The organism is Billgrantia sp. C5P2, from assembly GCF_051062895.2.
In genome coordinates this window covers 1616203-1632355 of sequence record NZ_CM128542.1, presented here as the reverse complement: position 1 = coordinate 1632355, position 16153 = coordinate 1616203, and the positions used below count along the sequence as shown (strand labels likewise).

Annotated in this window: 13 protein-coding genes; 5 read left to right on the top strand and 8 right to left on the bottom strand. The window is 66.0% G+C overall.

All coding sequences use genetic code 11. The features are described from left to right. Window positions 1–2: 2 nt before the first annotated feature. Entirely contained in the window at window positions 3–1343 is a 1341-nt protein-coding gene (gene pmbA / locus ACRWQA_RS07540; RefSeq protein WP_434227721.1) for a metalloprotease PmbA, read from the bottom strand. Between the two features lie 148 nt (window positions 1344–1491). Between pmbA and yjgA the strand changes: the two genes are divergently transcribed. Next, complete coding sequence (gene yjgA / locus ACRWQA_RS07535; RefSeq protein WP_263580438.1) at window positions 1492–1998, top strand: ribosome biogenesis factor YjgA; 507 nt, start codon at window positions 1492–1494, stop codon at window positions 1996–1998. A 90-nt stretch (window positions 1999–2088) separates the two neighbouring features. Here yjgA and tldD read toward each other — a convergent pair whose 3' ends face one another. The 7 genes from tldD to ACRWQA_RS07500 form a co-directional block, all read right to left on the bottom strand. Beyond that, entirely contained in the window at window positions 2089–3543 is a 1455-nt protein-coding gene (gene tldD, locus ACRWQA_RS07530) for a metalloprotease TldD (RefSeq protein ID WP_434227723.1), read from the bottom strand. Next, window positions 3540–7370, bottom strand: coding sequence for a YhdP family phospholipid transporter (locus tag ACRWQA_RS07525; protein ID WP_434227725.1), 3831 nt, complete (start codon window positions 7368–7370; stop codon window positions 3540–3542). The genes tldD and ACRWQA_RS07525 overlap by 4 nt, the downstream gene beginning before the upstream one ends. Before the next feature lie 7 nt (window positions 7371–7377). Next, entirely contained in the window at window positions 7378–8841 is a 1464-nt protein-coding gene (gene rng / locus ACRWQA_RS07520; protein ID WP_263580441.1) for a ribonuclease G, read from the bottom strand. A 53-nt stretch (window positions 8842–8894) separates the two neighbouring features. Next, the gene (locus tag ACRWQA_RS07515) at window positions 8895–9500 is read right to left on the bottom strand and encodes a Maf family protein (RefSeq protein ID WP_434227727.1); all 606 of its coding nucleotides are present in this window, start codon (window positions 9498–9500) and stop codon (window positions 8895–8897) included. 13 nt (window positions 9501–9513) lie between these two features. Continuing rightward, window positions 9514–10005, bottom strand: a complete 492-nt coding sequence (mreD, locus tag ACRWQA_RS07510) for a rod shape-determining protein MreD (RefSeq protein WP_263580443.1) — start codon at window positions 10003–10005, stop codon at window positions 9514–9516. Beyond that, window positions 10005–10880: a rod shape-determining protein MreC gene (gene mreC, locus ACRWQA_RS07505; RefSeq protein ID WP_434227729.1), complete on the bottom strand. Its 876-nt coding sequence runs from the start codon at window positions 10878–10880 to the stop codon at window positions 10005–10007. The genes mreD and mreC overlap by 1 nt, the downstream gene beginning before the upstream one ends. Window positions 10881–11011: 131 nt before the next feature. Next, complete coding sequence (locus tag ACRWQA_RS07500) at window positions 11012–12049, bottom strand: rod shape-determining protein (protein WP_104201758.1); 1038 nt, start codon at window positions 12047–12049, stop codon at window positions 11012–11014. Between the two features lie 180 nt (window positions 12050–12229). Here ACRWQA_RS07500 and gatC point away from each other — a divergent pair, with 180 nt between their 5' ends. From gatC to ACRWQA_RS07480, 4 genes are all read left to right on the top strand, one after another. After that, window positions 12230–12517 (top strand): Asp-tRNA(Asn)/Glu-tRNA(Gln) amidotransferase subunit GatC, encoded by a 288-nt coding sequence (gene gatC, locus ACRWQA_RS07495; RefSeq protein WP_111414297.1) that lies wholly within the window; start codon window positions 12230–12232, stop codon window positions 12515–12517. A gap of 86 nt (window positions 12518–12603) precedes the next feature. Next, complete coding sequence (gene gatA / locus ACRWQA_RS07490; protein ID WP_434227732.1) at window positions 12604–14064, top strand: Asp-tRNA(Asn)/Glu-tRNA(Gln) amidotransferase subunit GatA; 1461 nt, start codon at window positions 12604–12606, stop codon at window positions 14062–14064. Then, window positions 14064–15518: an Asp-tRNA(Asn)/Glu-tRNA(Gln) amidotransferase subunit GatB gene (gene gatB, locus ACRWQA_RS07485; RefSeq protein ID WP_434227734.1), complete on the top strand. Its 1455-nt coding sequence runs from the start codon at window positions 14064–14066 to the stop codon at window positions 15516–15518. The genes gatA and gatB overlap by 1 nt, the downstream gene beginning before the upstream one ends. Window positions 15519–15576: 58 nt before the next feature. Then, complete coding sequence (locus ACRWQA_RS07480; RefSeq protein ID WP_263580447.1) at window positions 15577–16128, top strand: cupin domain-containing protein; 552 nt, start codon at window positions 15577–15579, stop codon at window positions 16126–16128. Window positions 16129–16153 lie beyond the last annotated feature (25 nt).

Genomic DNA, 16153 nt, shown 5'->3' with positions numbered 1-16153 from the left:
GTTTAGCCGCCGGCCACTGTCATCTCGTCGACAAGCCAACTGCCGGTGTGGATGCTGCCACGGGTGTCGAGGTCGTCGCCGACGGCCAATAGCCCCTTGAACATCGCCTCTAGGTTGCCGGCGATGGTGAACTCCTCCACCGGATACTGGATTTCCCCGTTCTCCACCCAGAAGCCCGCCGCCCCGCGAGAATAGTCGCCGGTCACGCCATTCACACCCTGGCCCATGAGCTCGGTGACCAACACGCCACGCCCCATGCGCTCGAGCAGTTCTTTGCGTGAGGCGAGCGGCGCCGTGATGCGCAGATTGCGTGCGCCGCCGGCGTTGCCGGTGCTCTGCATGCCGAGGCGCCGCGCGCTGTAGGCCGACAGCATGTAGCTGGCAAGACGGCCCTGCTCGATGAATACGTTGTCGCGCGTCTGCACGCCATCGTTGTCGAAGGCCGAACTGGCCATGGCACCGCGCTCCATAGGACGCTCGCCGAGAGTGAACCAGTCGGGAAACAGCGGCTCGCCCAGGCGGTCGCATAGGAAAGAAGCCTGGCGATAGAGCGAGCCGCCGGCGATGGCACTCATCAAATGGCCGACGAGCCCGCTGGCGACGGTGGCATCGAACAGCACCGGCAGGCGCCCCGTGGCCGGGCGTCGAGCCCCCAGGCGCTGCAGGGTGCGCTCGGCGGCTCTCTTGCCCACCACATCCGCCGCCAGCAGGTCCTGCGGATTGCGAGCGCTGGTGTAGTCGTAGTCGCGCCGCATGCCGTTCTCGTCCTCGGCAATCAACATGCAGGAGAGCGAGTGGCGACTGCCACGCTGGCTGCCCAGAAAGTCGTGGCTGTTGGCATAGATCCGCACCCCTTCGCCGCTGGAGAGCGAGGCCCCTTCCGACTGACGGATGCCGGGCTCGCCGCGCCCAGCCGCTTCGCAGGACAGCGCCAGCTCAATGGCCTGCTCGGTGGAAAGCGGCCAAGGATGATGCACGTCGAGATCGGGCAGATCGGTGGCCATCAGTTCGGGGTCGGCCAGCCCAGCAGCAGGGTCTTCGCCGGTATAGAGCGCAATGGCCATGGCCTTCTCCACGACCTCGCGGATCGAGGCATCGCTGGCATCGGTCGAGGAAGCACTGCCCTTGTGACCTCGCAGGTAGACCGTCACGGCGATTCCCTGATCGCGGGAAAGCTCGACGGACTCCACCTCGCCTTCGCGCACGCTGATACCGATCCCCTGATCGACGCTGGCCCCCACCTCGCAGGCGTCGGCCCCCAGGTGCTTCGCCAGGGCCAACGCCTGCTCGGCACGCGACTCCAGCAGCGCCTGCTGGGCGGCGGCATCGAAAGCCTTGCTCATGTGTCTCTCCCTCGTTCACCGGCCGCGCCGGTCTCCGTACGTGTCTGTTCCCGCCGTGGCACGACGGACTGATATACTGCTGTCATTCGAACCTATTCATCTCTCGATGGCCAGACCCGCACTGGCCCTCTCATTACTTGGATTCGGCATGCCCCAGGATATTCCCTCTTTCTCCGATGAAAGACCCAGCAAGTCCCAGCTCAAGCGTGAGATGCATGCGCTGCAGGCGCTGGGCGAACAGATCATCGCCATGAGTCCCGCCGAGCGTTCACGCTTCCCGCTGTCCGAAGACATGCTCGCCGCCGTCGAGGAAACCTCCCGCATTCGCTCCCATGAAGGGCGCCGGCGCCACATGCAGTACGTCGGCAAGCTGATGCGGCGCGAGGACCTGGAAGCGATCCAGGCCGTATTCGACGAGATCGAGCAGGAGAGTCGTCGCCGCGACCTTGCCTTCCATCGCCTCGAGAAGTGGCGCGATCGCCTGATCGAACAGGACGACTCGGCCATCGAGGCCTTCATCGAGGAGCATCCCGACGTCGACCGCCAGGCACTGCGCCAGTTGATCCGCAACGCCAAGAGCGAGCGCGAACGCGGCAAGCCCCCGGCCAATGCGCGCAAGCTGTTCAAGCTGATACGCGATACGGCTGGCTTATAAACACGTCTTCATTGCCTAATACCTCACGCACACACTCAGCGGAACGTAGCCGAGCGCCAACACAGTATGGTCGAGCGCAGGCACGTTCCTTTATGAAGCAGTGCCGCCGACGGTGAGCTCATCCAGCTTGAGCGTCGGCTGGCCCACGCCCACCGGTACGCCCTGCCCCTCCTTGCCGCATACGCCGATGCCGGTATCGAGCTCCAGGTCGTGACCGATCATCGACACCCGGCCCATCGCCTCCGGACCGTTGCCGATCAAGGTTGCGCCCTTGACCGGCGCGGTGATCTTGCCGTCCTCGATCAGGTAAGCCTCGCTTGCCGAGAACACGAACTTGCCCGAGGTGATGTCCACCTGGCCGCCACCGAAGCTGACCGCGTAGATGCCTCGCTTGACGCTGGCGAGAATGTCTGCGGGATCATCCTGGCCGGCCAGCATGTAGGTGTTGGTCATGCGCGGCATCGGCATGTGCGCGAATGACTCGCGTCGGGCATTGCCGGTGGGCTGCATGCCCATCAGCCGGGCATTGAGCTTGTCCTGCATGTAGCCGGTGAGGATGCCGTCCTCGATCAGCGGCGTGTACTGCCCCGGTGTGCCTTCGTCGTCCACGCTCATGGAGCCGCGACGATCAGCCAGGGTGGCATCGTCCACCACAGTGACGCCGGGCGCCGCCACCCGCTGCCCCATGCGCCCGGCGAAGGCCGAACTGCCCTTGCGGTTGAAGTCGCCTTCAAGGCCATGGCCCACGGCCTCGTGCAGGAGGATGCCGGGCCAGCCGGGACCGAGCACCACCGGCATCTGGCCGGCCGGGGCATCGACCGCCTCGAGATTGACCAGCGCCTGGCGCACGGCTTCCTTGGCGAAACGCTCGGCGACGTTGTCGTCGCGTAGCCGTGACATGGCATAGCGGCCACCACCGCCGGCGCTGCCGCGCTCACGCCGACCGTTCTTCACGGCAATGACGCTGACGTTGAAACGCACCAGCGGCCGGATGTCGGCCGCCAGCGTGCCGTCGCTGGCGCGCACCAGGACGACTTCGTGCACGCCGGTCAGGGACGCGCTGACCTGACTGACCGCCGGATCGGCAGCCCGGGCCACGCGGTCGGCCTGCTTGAGCAGGGCGATCTTCTCCTCGGCCGAAATGCCCGACAAGGGATCGATCGAGGCATAGCGCGGCGCAGCCTGGCTCACGACCCGTGAGCCGACCGGCTGGGTGGCACCGCTACGCACGATGCCGGAAGCCGTACGTCCCGTCTCGGCCAAGGCATCGACGGTGATCTGGTTGGAGTAGGCGAAACCGGTCTTCTCTCCCGCCATGGCACGCACGCCGACACCACCGTCGATGTTATAGCCAGCCTCCTTGACCTCGCCATCCTCGAGGACCCAGCTCTCGTGCCAGCTCCTCTGGAAATAGAGATCGGCATAATCGACGCCGGGCGTGAGCACATGACCGAGGCCGGCATCGAGCGCGTCGAGATCCAACCCGCCGGGGTGTAGCAGGATCTCGGCGGCGGTGTCGAGCAAAAGAGGTGAAGATGTCGTCATTCGGCGGTTTCCAGTGTGATGTCCGGCGAGATCCAGGGACCCCGCACGCGATAATGAATTCGAGTGACCTTGTCGATGGCTCTGCCGAAGAGTCGGTCGGCGATGAACAGCGCACCGCCCACCACCGGCGCACCGGCGATCACAGCGGCCAGCGGCAGGCTGCTGCTGACGGGCACCGTGACGCCCAAGCGCTGATCCAGTTCCCGCCGGACGAGGTCGACGGTGCCGTCCAGTGTGAAAGAGGTGGCCGGACCGTCTATCGTTACCGGGCCATTGGTCTCGAGGACGCCCTCGTACAGGGTAGCAGCCCCACTCACACGATCGAAAGCCGTGCCCTGGCCTGTCACGTCGGAGAAGTCCATGCGTAGGCGGCGGACCAGATTGTCCACGTTGAGCAGGCCCACCAGCCGCGCCGTAGGCGACTCGAGATTGGCGAAACGACCATCGCGCAGTTCGACCTCGATGCTCCCGCGCGAGCGCGCCAGGGCAAATTGCCAGGGCGCCCCCGGCCAGGCCAGTTGGCTGCGCACACGGGTCTCGTTGCTGCGAATCGAGACCGGCTGGCCGAGCCGTTCCAGCGCAGTGCCCAGGTCGCGGCCATCGAGATCGACCCGTGAACGGGTCAGGCTGTCACCGGCGCCGGCCGCCTCCCATACGATCTCTCCTCGCGCCGTGACCTGGCCCAAGGTCATCCCCAGCGGTGCCACCCGCAATCGTTGCGCCCCCCCCTCCCAATGCGCGGTCAGCGGGCCGATCTGGCGCCCCTGGTAGAGTATGTCGGCGATTCGTAGGCGGCCATCGGGTAATTCGGTGAGCCAATCCGGCAGTGGCATCGGATCGGGTGGCGTGTCGAGTTCTTCGAGCAGATTGCCGGCACCTTCCGTCTGGGCCGGGAACAAGGCATCAAGGGTCAGGCGGTCGAGCGAGATGTCCAGCGGATCGGCGAGGGACGGCCGATAATCGAGCACCCCTTCCAGCAGCCCGCCCTGCAGTCCGACGCGCCAACCGCCGCTGGTGTGCGGCCGTGCCTCGGCAGACATGACGCCCAGGCAATCCTGCGGGCCAGCGAGACAGGCGGTCTCTACCCGTAGACGCCGCAGCGGCGAAGAAGCGTCGGCTGCCCCCGTCGTCTCGCTCCCCAACAGCGGCGCCAACGCCTCGCCCCACTCCACCAGGTCGAGACGGGACTGGAAGATCGTACCCGACCAGCCTTCCTGTTCGGGCCAGGCGGGGGCCTCCGGCAGCCGCCCCAGCCAGAACTGCCCTTGCCCCATGTCCGACCACGGCAGGCCTCGCCAGCGCAGGCGAGCGTCGCCTCCCAGTTCGGCCTCGACCCGCTGCTGGTCGATATCGGCCTGAACCCACAGCGGTCGCGCCTCACCGGCTGCCTTGCCCAGCGGCGGCGGCAGATCGATGGCCACGCCCTGCAGGCTGCTGTCGAAGCGGAAGCTGTTGTTCGCTTCGCTGAGCGTGAAACGCCCCCGCCAGGGCAGGCGACCCGACACCCCGGCGCCAAGGGCAGCGACATCGAACCGCTGCAGTATTCTTTCCACCTCGGCAGTGCCATCGAGCTCGATGTAACCCGCCGGAGTATCGATGTCGGCATTGAGCGGCCCACCGAACAGGCGTGCCTCCAACCGACCCACGAGCCCGCCTTCATCGTCGCGCTGACGCCACGCAAGTGGGCCACTGACATCTTGAAACGGCACTCCCAGCGGGAGGTAGACGAGCCGTTCCATGGCCACGTCGGTGTCGAGATCGAGCTGAAAGCCCTCCTCTTCTCCGAGCTTCGTGGCCAGATCGATCCGGCCGCTGGCGTGCCCCTCACCGCGCCAGTCGTCGACCTGCTCCATTCCTTCGATGGGCACGGCACGAAGGTAGCGACGCAGGGCATCACCGTCGGTCGCCAGTTCGCCCGTCACCCGCAACACCTCATCTTCGACGACGACCCGCCCACTGCTGCCCTCGACACCGAGACTTTCGGCATGACGCACCTCAGCCTCCAGGGTACCGATGCCCGCCCTGAGCCGTCCCTCCAGCGACTCGATTACCGGCCACTGTGGATCGAAGAGCAGCCGCCCCTCCTCGACCTCCAGGTCGAGCTGCAGGCGCGGCTCGATATCACTGCCACCGCGCCGCAGCGGCAGGTGCAGCTTGAGTTCGCCAGTCGGCACTCGTCCGGCCACCCCCGCGGCCAGCCAGGCGTGGAGCTCCTCTCCCAGCGCATCGCCGGGCAGCCAGTCCACCAAGGGGCGCTCCAGGGCATCGACGTCGCGAAAGCGCAGGTCTAGCCCCAGACCACCATGCACGCCGCCGCCAAGCGACAGCCCGAAGCTTCCCTCCACCTCGGCACCTTGCCAGCCCGCCTTGAGCTGGCGGCCGCTGACGAAAGTGCGCGGCCCCTCATAGGTCCAGCGCACCTCGCCACTGGCATGAGAGAGCGCCATTGGCGCATCATAGAGCTGTGGTACCTTGAAAGCCGGCTCGCCTACACCAACGAACTCGACGCGCCCGGAAAGGTCCTGCGCCTCGACCCAGGCATCGAGCGGACCGCCTCCCGGCACCTCGTCCCAGGGCTCCACTTCGACCTGGTGCACGGCGGCCTGGGCAATCCAATGCCCATCGCGCCGCCCGACCCCGAGCCCGGAAACCAGGCCACGAGGCTCCAGGGTATCGATGGTGCGTACCAGCCCTTCTGGTAACAGGATTCTCTCGCGCCAGGCCGCTAGCGAAGCCAGCTCGAAACGGCTGGTGGTCAGCCACCAACCCTCGTCATCGTGACGCAGGTGCCAGAAATGCGGCAGTGCCGGTTCCCGCTCACGCTCGAACTCATGCGGCTCCGCCCAGTCCGCTGTGGAGGCATCGCCCTGAAGCCACGCCTCCCCGCCTTGGTCGCTACGCAGCCACTGGCCACGCGCCTTGAACGGCTCCAGTACGATCGGCTCGTCATCGCGACGCAGCGCCAGCCGGGGCACGTCGACATCGATTCGTGCATCGGCCAGTGCGCCACGATGCCAACGCCCCCAGAGAGTGACGTCGCCGCTTGCATCCTCCAGACGCAGGGGGTCATCGGGGGTGAAGACCTCGACCAGGTCGATCAACGTGCCGAGCTTCATTTCGGCCTGAAGGGCGGCGCTGAAGTCGCGTAGGCCGCTGGGACCGGGGAAGACCTCCAGCACGGCCTCCAGCGTGGCCTCTTCCTGCCCCTCCAGATGGACTTCACCCTCCAGGTGTGCACGCCGCTCGTCACCGGTGAGCAGCAGCCGCGGTGCCAGCATTTCGACCCGGCGCTGGCGACCGTGCAGCACCAGCCGCACGTTCTCCACCCAGGCCCGCTGACGCAGCAGCAGCCCGATCCAGAAATCGAGTCGCTCGAGATCGAATTCGCCTTGCAGTAGCTCCGGAGGAATCCTGGCCGGGTCCGGCCAATCCCAGCCACCCTGCTCGTCCTGATAGAGATGCAGCGTCAAGCCGCTCAGTCGGGCATCCCCCACCACAGGCACACCGTTGCGAAGGCTCGCTGCGGTATCGAGCTGCAGGCGCGCATGCTCGACCACGAGCAACGGCAAGCCGGCGTCACCCTCTCGGGTAGCGATGGTAAGGCCGCCACCTTCCATTACCGGGTCGAAGCTCTCCAGGCTGGCCTCGAACTCGCGCAGCCGTACCGCCGCCCCCGAGCGCGCCTCGAGCAGGTTTTCGACGCGTGGCGCCAACTGATCGACCTGGGACAAGGCCAGGCGCAACGCCAGCAGCAGTATGGCGACCAGCGCCAGCAGCACGGCCAGCAGGGTGAGGGTCCAGCGTCCTACTTGACGAAGAGGATGCATCGACCGCTCACATCAGCACGATGTCGTACTGCTCCTGGGAATAATGGCCCTCGACCTGGAAGCGAATGGTCTTGCCGATGAACATCTCCAGGTCGGCGACCGCCGCGGACTCCTCGTCGAGCAACCGATCCACCACCGACTGAGAGGCCAGCACCATGTAGGTCTCGGCGTTGTAGGCGCGCTCTTCGCGCAGAATTTCACGAAAGATCTCGTAGCACACCGTCTCGGCGGTCTTCAGGGTGCCGCGGCCGCCGCAGGTGGGACACGATTCGCACAGGGTCTGCTCGAGGCTTTCGCGGGTCCGCTTGCGGGTCAACTGCACCAGCCCCAGCTCGGTGACCCCGGTACACTTGGTCTTGGCGTGGTCGCGCTCCAGCGCCTTCTCGAGCACACGCAGCACCTGACGCTGATGCTCCGTGTCCTCCATATCGATGAAGTCGATGATGATGATGCCGCCCAGGTTGCGCAGGCGCAGCTGGCGAGCGATGGCGTTGGCCGCCTCGAGGTTGGTCTTGAAGATGGTTTCCTCGAGGTTGCGATGGCCGACGTAGCCGCCGGTATTGACGTCGATGGTGGTCATCGCCTCGGTGGGGTCGATCACCAGGTAGCCGCCGGATTTGAGCTGTACCTTGCGCCCCAGGGCCTTCTGGATCTCGTCCTCGACGCTGTAGAGATCGAAGATCGGTCGCTCCCCGGGGTAGTACTCGATGCGCGCCGAGGAATCCGGCATGAACTCCTCGGCGAACTCCAGCAATTTGAGGTAGTTCTCCCGCGAGTCGATACGCACCTTTTCGATCTCGTCGCGCATCAGGTCGCGCAGGGTACGAATGAACAACGGCAGGTCGTCGTAGATCACGCTGGGTGCCGGGGCGGTCACCTTGCGCTCGCCGACCTTGCGCCATAGCCGCAGAAGAAAGTGCATGTCGGCGAAGAGTTCGTCCTTGCCCACGTTCTCCGCCGCCGTGCGCACGATGAATCCACCGGTGATCTCGATCTCCTGCTCGCTCTGGCAGAGTTCGAGCAGCTCGCGCAGACGCTCGCGTTCGCGCTCGTCCTCGATGCGCTGGGAAACGCCATGATGGGGGGAGTCGGGCATGTAGACCAGATAGCGCGAAGGCACCGACAGGTGCGTGGTCAAGCGCGCGCCCTTGGAGGCGATGGGGTCCTTGGTGACCTGGACGACCAGGGCCTGGCCCTCGTGGAGCAGCTGCCCGATCGACGCCTGCTCGTCGGGCGGGGTGCCCGGCGGCATGACTTCGTGGGCGTGGATGAAGGCGGCACGATCGAGGCCGATGTCGACGAAGGCCGCCTGCATGCCGGGGAGTACCCGCACCACGCGCCCCTTGTAGATATTGCCCACGATACCGCGGCGGCGCGTACGCTCGATCAGCGCCTCCTGCAGCACGCCGTTCTCCACCACCGCCACCCGGGTTTCCATCGGCGTCAGGTTGATCAGTACTTCGCCGCTCATGCGGAAATCCTTGTCCAGTTAAGTCTTCGCCGCATTATGACATAGTGATGCGGCTAGACAGCATTTCCGACCGCGTGCCACAGCGGCACCCCTTGTCGCGCCAGCAGTTGAGCCGTCTCGAACAGTGGCAACCCGACCACCGCCGAGTAGCTGCCCTCGATGCGTTCGACGAAGATCGCCGCCAACCCCTGTATGGCGTAGCCACCCGCCTTATCGGCCGGTTCGCCGGTCGCCCAGTAGGCCGCCATCTCCTCCTCACCGATCTCACGCATGGTGACACGCGTGGCCACGCACACGTCGAGCAACCCGGCAGGTCCCGTCACGGCCACGGCAGTGAGCACATCGTGGGCACGCCCCGACAGCAGGCGCAGCATGGCGACGGCTTCGGCCTGGTCGGCCGGCTTGCCGAGAATCCGGTCATCGCACACCACGGCGGTATCCGACCCCAGCGTCGGCAGCGCCGAGGAGCGCCCTCCCGCCAAGGCCTTCTCGCGGGCCAGGCGCAGCACATAGGCTTCCGGCGATTCATCGGGCCACGGCGTCTCGTCGATATCCACTGGCTTGACCTCGACCTTCACACCGATGTCGTCCAGCAGCTCGCGACGTCGCGGCGAGGCCGATGCCAGGCAAAGGACGGCAGTGCTCGACGTCTCGGTCATGCCCGTTGCTCCTTCAGTCGTTACTCGCCAGGCGACGTTCGAAGGCCTGGAACATGGTAACCAGCCACGGCCATAGCACCGCGCCGATCAACGACGGCAACAGGAAGGCGAGATGCATCGAGAAGGGGCCGAATAGCGTACGCAGCCACTGCTCGACCAGTTGCACCAGCCCCAGCAGCACCAGGATCAGTAGCGCCTGCTGCAGCAGTGAATAGGTTCGGAAGCGCGGATAGACCAGCGCCGAGAGAAAGGCCAGCAACGACAGAGTCAAGGCGTTCTGTCCCAGTGGTGCACCTTCGATGAGGTCGAGCATGATGCCGAGTACGAAGCCGTGAAAGACCCCGACTCGATCGGGGGTGGCCATGCACCAGTAGATCAGCATCAGGCCAAGCCAGTCGGGGCGCCAGATCTGCCAGCCCTCGGCCAATGGCATGACTTGCAGGCATAGCGCCAAGAGCAGCGTAAGCCACACCCAGGCCAGAGGCGTTCGCGGTCCGCTCGGCATCAGTCCTGCTCCTCCGCGGTGGTTACCAACGTGGCGTCGGAAGCAAGCTCATCGGGCAGCTCAAGATCCCACATCTCGTCGTCTGGAACCGGCGCCGGCTCGGGCGGAAAGACCAGCAGGAAGTGACGGGAGCGCTGCAGGCGCGCCACGGGTTCGGCCGACACCCGGGCGAACGGCTGCCCGGGGTCATGAACCACCTCGGTGATCCTCGCCACCGGATAGCCCGGTGGAAAGCGACCCGCCAGACCAGAAGTCACCAGCAAGTCTCCTTCCCGGATATCGGCCGTGTCGGGCACGTGCACGACACGCAGGGTGTCGTACTGACCGCTGCCCTGCAGCACGAAGCGCAGCCCGTTGCGATTGACCTGGACCGGCAGTGCATGGCTGGCATCCGCCACCATCAGCACCCGGCTGGAATAGGCCGAAACGGCCGTCACCTGCCCTACCAGCCCGGAGGCGTCAAGCACCGGCTGACCCACGAAGACGCCATTGCGACGCCCACGGTCGATCACCATCTGATGGGTGAACGGGTCGGAATCCAGGGAGAGCAGTTCGGCAGTGATGTACTCCGCCTCCTGGCGTGGTGCGGCACCCAGCAGCTCACGCAGGCGCACGTTCTCCGCCGTCAGGCTCGACATGTGCTGCACACGATGCGACAGATGGAGAATCTGCTCGCGCAGGCGGCGGTTCTCCTCCACCAGGCCACGCTGATCCGAAAGCGCCAACGAGCCCCAGGCCAGTATGTCGCTGGGCACCGCGACCAGCCACTGGATCGGCGCTACGACGGTGGTGAGCTGCGCACGCACCTCTTCCATACGGGTAAAACGGTGGTCGACGAACATCAAGGCAGAAGCGGCCACCGCACAAATCAGCATGCGGTAACCAGGCACAGAACCGTGCGAGAACAGCGGTTTAATAGACGTCTCCCCCGCACCGGGCGCAGCACGCCAACCGGCCGCGCCTGTTCATACGTCGATTCGCACTGGTAATCGGTCTTGCGCCAGCGTCAGTCGCTCGAGAGCAGCTCGAAGGTATGACGGTCGATCATCTCGAGTGCCTTGCCGCCACCGCGCGCCACACAGGTCAGCGGATCCTCGGCGACGATGACCGGCAGCCCGGTCTCCTCGGCAATCAGCTTGTCGAGGTCGCGCAGCAGGGCGCCACCGCCTGTCAGTACAAGGCCGCGCTCGGCGATGTCCGAGGCCAGTTCGGGCGGAGACTGCTCCAGCGCGCTCTTGACCGCGGCAACGATCGAGGAAAGCGTCTCCTGCAGAGCATCGAGGATCTCATGGGAGTTGAGCGTGAAGCTGCGCGGGATGCCCTCCGCCAGGTTGCGGCCACGCACATCGATCTCGCGAAGCTCGCCGCCGGGGTAGGCACAGCCGATTTCCTCCTTGATGCGCTCGGCGGTGGCTTCACCGATCAAGCTGCCGTAATGGCGACGCACGTAGGCGGAGATGGCTTCGTCGAAGCGGTCGCCGCCGACGCGGATCGACTCGGAGTAGACCACGCCATTGAGCGAGATGATGGCGATCTCGGTGGTACCGCCACCGATGTCGACCACCATCGAGCCCTGGGCGTCATCGACCGGCAGTCCGGCGCCGATGGCAGCCGCCATGGGCTCCTCGATCAGGAACACCTCGCGGGCGCCGGCACCCTCGGCGGACTCCTTGATCGCCCGGCGCTCGACCTGGGTCGACATGCAGGGCACGCATACCAGGACTCGCGGGCTCGGCGTCAGGAAGGTGCTTTGATGAACCTTGCGGATGAAGTGCTGCAGCATCTGCTCGGTAACGGTGAAGTCGGCGATCACGCCATCCTTCATGGGACGAATGGCGGTGATGTTGCCCGGCGTACGGCCCAGCATGCGTTTGGCATCGGCGCCGACCGCAGCCACGCTGCGCATGTTGCCGGACTGGCGAATGGCCACTACCGACGGCTCATCGAGCACGATACCGCGACCGCGAACATAAATCAGTGTATTGGCCGTACCCAGATCGATGGAAAGATCGCTGGAGAACAGCCCCCTCAAACGTTTGAACATGGACGTCGTTACCTAGTGCAGACCGGGGACCAGTGCGGAGGCAAACGGTACCATCGCGGCCCCCGTGCAGCAAGCGGCATGGCGCCGCCATGGGTGCGAGAAGAGTGCCCGCCACGCGTCGGATATGGTACCTTTTCCTGCTGTGCATAACACTCCATTCCGTGCGAGGACACTCAGCTCATGGCGCTTGAACACGCAGACGTGCAGCGGGCCGCCCATCTGGCCCGCCTCGGCCTGACCGACGACGAAGCCGCCCGCTACGTGGACGACCTAGGCCGTATTCTCGAGATGGTCGACATGCTTCAGGCTCTCGACACCGAAGGGGTCGCACCGCTGGCCCACCCGCTCGACGTCACCCAGCGCCTGCGCGCCGACGAAGTCACCGAGAGCGACCAACGCAGCCGCTTCCAACGCTGCGCCCCGGCCGTGGAGAACGGGCTCTACCTGGTTCCCCGCGTCGTCGAATGAGCCCTGGCCGGCGGCACGCGAGGCCCACCGGCCACCGCAGGATTCCGCTTTCTTTATAACGGCACGCCTTCATGGAGCCATGCCGCATGCATGACAAGACCCTTGCCGAACTGACCCGCTCGCTCGAAGCCGGCGAGTTCTCCAGCCGCGAGCTGACCCAGCACCTGCTGGGCCGCATCGACCGCCTCGACGGTGAACTGAACAGCTTCATCACCGTCACCTACGATCAGGCCCTGGCTGCCGCCGACGCCGCCGACGCCGCCCGCGCAGCGGGTAAAGCGGGCGCTCTCACCGGCCTGCCCCTGGCGCTGAAGGACATCTTCTGCACCCGCGACGTGAAGACTACCGCCGGCTCGAAGATGCTCGACAATTTCATCGCGCCCTACGACGCCACCGTGGTCGAGAAGCTTGCCATCGCCGGCACCGTGAGCCTGGGCAAGACCAACATGGACGAGTTCGCCATGGGCTCATCCAACGAGAACAGCCACTACGGCCCGGTGAAGAACCCATGGGATCTCACCGCGGTACCGGGCGGCTCGTCCGGCGGCAGCGCCGCGGCGGTGGCTGCCGGCCTGGTGCCGGCCGCCATCGGCACCGATACCGGTGGCTCGATCCGCCAGCCTGCCGCCTTCTGCGGCATCACCGGGCTCAAGCCCACCTACGGCCGCGTGTCTCGCTACGGCATGATCGCCTACGCCTCGAGCCTCGACCAGGCCGGCCCCATGGCCCGCAGCGCCGAAGACTGCGCCCTGCTGCTCAACGCCATGGCCGGCCACGACCTGCGCGACTCCACCTGCGTGCAGCGCGGCGTGCCCGACTACACCGAGGAGCTCGGCACCGCCCTTAGCGGGCTCAAGATCGGCCTGCCCAGAGAGTATTTCGGCGACGGCCTCGGCCCGCAGGTGGAAGCCGCCGTGCGCGAGGCGATCAAGGTCTTCGAATCGCTCGGAGCCAGCGTGCGCGAGGTGAGCCTACCGCACACCCACTACGCGATCCCGGCCTACTACGTCATCGCCCCGGCGGAGGCCTCATCGAACCTGTCGCGCTTTGACGGCGTGCGCTTCGGTCATCGCTGCGACAATCCCATCGACCTGATCGACTTGTACAAGCGCAGCCGTGCGGAGGGCTTCGGCGACGAGGTGAAGCGCCGCATCCTGATCGGCACCCACACCCTCTCCGAAGGCTTCTTCGACGCCTACTACAAGAAGGCCCAGCAGGTACGCCGGCTGATCCGCCAGGACTTCCTCGACGCCTTCGAGGAGGTCGATGTGCTGATGGGTCCCGCGTCGCCCACCCCGGCCTTCGATCTCGGCGCCAACAAGGACCCGGTGTCGATGTACCTGCAGGACATCTACACCATTGCCATCAACCTCGCCGGCATCCCCGGCATGAGCGTGCCGGCCGGCTTCGTCGGCCAGCGCCCGGTGGGGCTGCAGATTCTTGGCAGCCACTTCACCGAAGCACGCCTGCTCAACGTCGCCCACCAGTTCCAGCAGGCCACCGACTGGCATCGTCAACGTCCCGCCTTCGCCGAGGAGAACGCCTGATGCAATGGGAAACCGTGATCGGGCTGGAGGTGCACGTCCAGCTCGCCACTCGCTCGAAGATCTTCTCCGGGGCTTCCACCGCCTTCGGTGCCGAGCCCAACACTCAGGCCTGTGCCGTCGACCTGGGCCTGCCCGGCGTGCTGCCGGTGCTCAACGAGGCCGCCGTGGCCATGGCGGTGAAGTTCGGCCTGGCGATCCATGCCGGAATCCCCGAGGTCTCGGTATTCGACCGCAAGAACTACTTCTATCCCGACCTGCCCAAGGGCTACCAGACCAGCCAGATGTACCAGCCCATCGTCGGCGCCGGTGAGGTCGAGATCACGCTGGAGGATGGCTCCACCAAGACGGTTCGCGTGCATCACGCTCACCTGGAAGAGGATGCCGGCAAGTCGCTGCACGAGGATTTTCACGGCATGACCGGCGTCGACCTCAACCGCGCCGGCACTCCCCTGCTGGAGATCGTCTCCGAGCCCGACATGCGCTCGGCGAAAGAGGCCGCCGCCTACCTCAAGGCGATCCACTCGATCGTCACCTACCTCGGCATTTCCGACGGCAACATGGCCGAGGGATCGATGCGTTGCGACGTCAACGTCTCGGTGCGCCCCAAGGGCCAGGAAACCCTCGGCACCCGCGCCGAGATCAAGAACGTCAACTCCTTCCGCTTCGTCGAGCGCGCCATCGCCTACGAGGTCGAACGCCAGGTCGAGCTGCTCGAGGAGGGCGGCGTGGTGGTCCAGGAGACCCGCCTGTTCGACCCCGAACGCGACGAGACCCGCAGCATGCGCACCAAGGAGGAAGCCAACGACTACCGCTACTTCCCCTGCCCCGACCTGCTGCCCGTGGTGCTCGACAAGGCCTATATCGATCACCTGCGCGACAACCTGCCGGAGCTGCCCGCGGACAAGCGCGCCCGTTTCGAGAAGGCACTGGGGCTTTCCGCCTACGACGCCAGCGTGCTCTCCGCCACCCGCGAGATGGCCGACTACTTCGAGGAGGTGAAGGACGTCTGCGGCGATGCCAAGCAGGCCGCCAACTGGGTGCAGGGCGAACTCGCGGGGGCCTTGAACCGTGAGGGCCTGGCCATCGTCGACAGCCCCGTATCGGCGCGCCAGCTAGGTGAGCTGGTGGCGCGGGTCATCGACGACACCATCAACGGCAAGGCCGCCAAGCAGGTGTTCCAGGCGCTGTGGAACGGCCAGGGGGCGAACGCCGATGCCATCATCGAGGCCCAGGGCCTCAAGCAGGTCACCGATACCGGCGCCATCGAGGCGATGATCGACCAGGTCATCGCGGACAGCCCGGCCCAGGTGGCCCAGTACCGCGATGCCGAGCCGGACAAACGCGGCAAGATGATCGGCTACTTCGTCGGCCAGGTGATGAAGGCCTCTCGGGGCACGGCCAACCCTCAGCAGGTCAATCAGCTGCTGAAGGAGAAACTGGACGCGCTCTGCTAGGTAACGAGGCGCTGTCGCGCCAGCGACCGCGCCGACTCCCCACGACGAGGAAACCGGCATGTCGGACGACGTAGGCACACGTCTGCGCGCCCTGCGCACCCTGCGTGGCATTTCCCAGCGCGAGCTGGCCAAGCGCTGCGGCGTCACCCACTCCAGCCTGTCGCTGATCGAGCAGGGCAAGGTCAGCCCCTCGGTCAGCTCGTTGAAGAAAATTCTCGACGCCATCCCCATCAGCGTCGGCGATTTCTTCACCATGGACATGGAGAGCCGCAACCAGGTCTTCTACGCGGCCGAGGAACTGGCCGACGTCGGCAGCGGCGAAGTCATCTACAAGCTGGTCGGCGCCAACCGGGCCAGTCGCGCACTGGCCTTCATGATCGAGACCTACCCGCCTGGTGCCGACACCGGTCGCGAGATGATCGCCCATCAGGGCGAGGAAGCCGGCGTGGTACTCGAAGGCGAGATCGAGATCACGATTGGCGCCGAAACCCGCGTGCTCGGCCCCGGCGAGGCCTACTACTTCGATACCAACGTGCCCCACCGTTTCCGCAACCCCGCCAGCGAGCCCTGCCGGCTGGTGAGCTGCTGCACGCCGGCGCGAACCTTCTAGGCGACCTCTCCAGCCTCTTCCTGGC

What these genes read in the sequence shown, in the direction of transcription:
- pmbA (WP_434227721.1), bottom strand. Translation starts at nt 1,343, where the DNA reads ATGAGCAAGGCTTTCGATGCCGCCGCCCAGCAGGCGCTGCTGGAGTCG.
- yjgA (WP_263580438.1), top strand. Translation starts at nt 1,492, where the DNA reads ATGCCCCAGGATATTCCCTCTTTCTCCGATGAAAGACCCAGCAAGTCC.
- tldD (WP_434227723.1), bottom strand. Translation starts at nt 3,543, where the DNA reads ATGACGACATCTTCACCTCTTTTGCTCGACACCGCCGCCGAGATCCTG.
- ACRWQA_RS07525 (WP_434227725.1), bottom strand. Translation starts at nt 7,370, where the DNA reads ATGCATCCTCTTCGTCAAGTAGGACGCTGGACCCTCACCCTGCTGGCC.
- rng (WP_263580441.1), bottom strand. Translation starts at nt 8,841, where the DNA reads ATGAGCGGCGAAGTACTGATCAACCTGACGCCGATGGAAACCCGGGTG.
- ACRWQA_RS07515 (WP_434227727.1), bottom strand. Translation starts at nt 9,500, where the DNA reads ATGACCGAGACGTCGAGCACTGCCGTCCTTTGCCTGGCATCGGCCTCG.
- mreD (WP_263580443.1), bottom strand. Translation starts at nt 10,005, where the DNA reads ATGCCGAGCGGACCGCGAACGCCTCTGGCCTGGGTGTGGCTTACGCTG.
- mreC (WP_434227729.1), bottom strand. Translation starts at nt 10,880, where the DNA reads ATGCTGATTTGTGCGGTGGCCGCTTCTGCCTTGATGTTCGTCGACCAC.
- ACRWQA_RS07500 (WP_104201758.1), bottom strand. Translation starts at nt 12,049, where the DNA reads ATGTTCAAACGTTTGAGGGGGCTGTTCTCCAGCGATCTTTCCATCGAT.
- gatC (WP_111414297.1), top strand. Translation starts at nt 12,230, where the DNA reads ATGGCGCTTGAACACGCAGACGTGCAGCGGGCCGCCCATCTGGCCCGC.
- gatA (WP_434227732.1), top strand. Translation starts at nt 12,604, where the DNA reads ATGCATGACAAGACCCTTGCCGAACTGACCCGCTCGCTCGAAGCCGGC.
- gatB (WP_434227734.1), top strand. Translation starts at nt 14,064, where the DNA reads ATGCAATGGGAAACCGTGATCGGGCTGGAGGTGCACGTCCAGCTCGCC.
- ACRWQA_RS07480 (WP_263580447.1), top strand. Translation starts at nt 15,577, where the DNA reads ATGTCGGACGACGTAGGCACACGTCTGCGCGCCCTGCGCACCCTGCGT.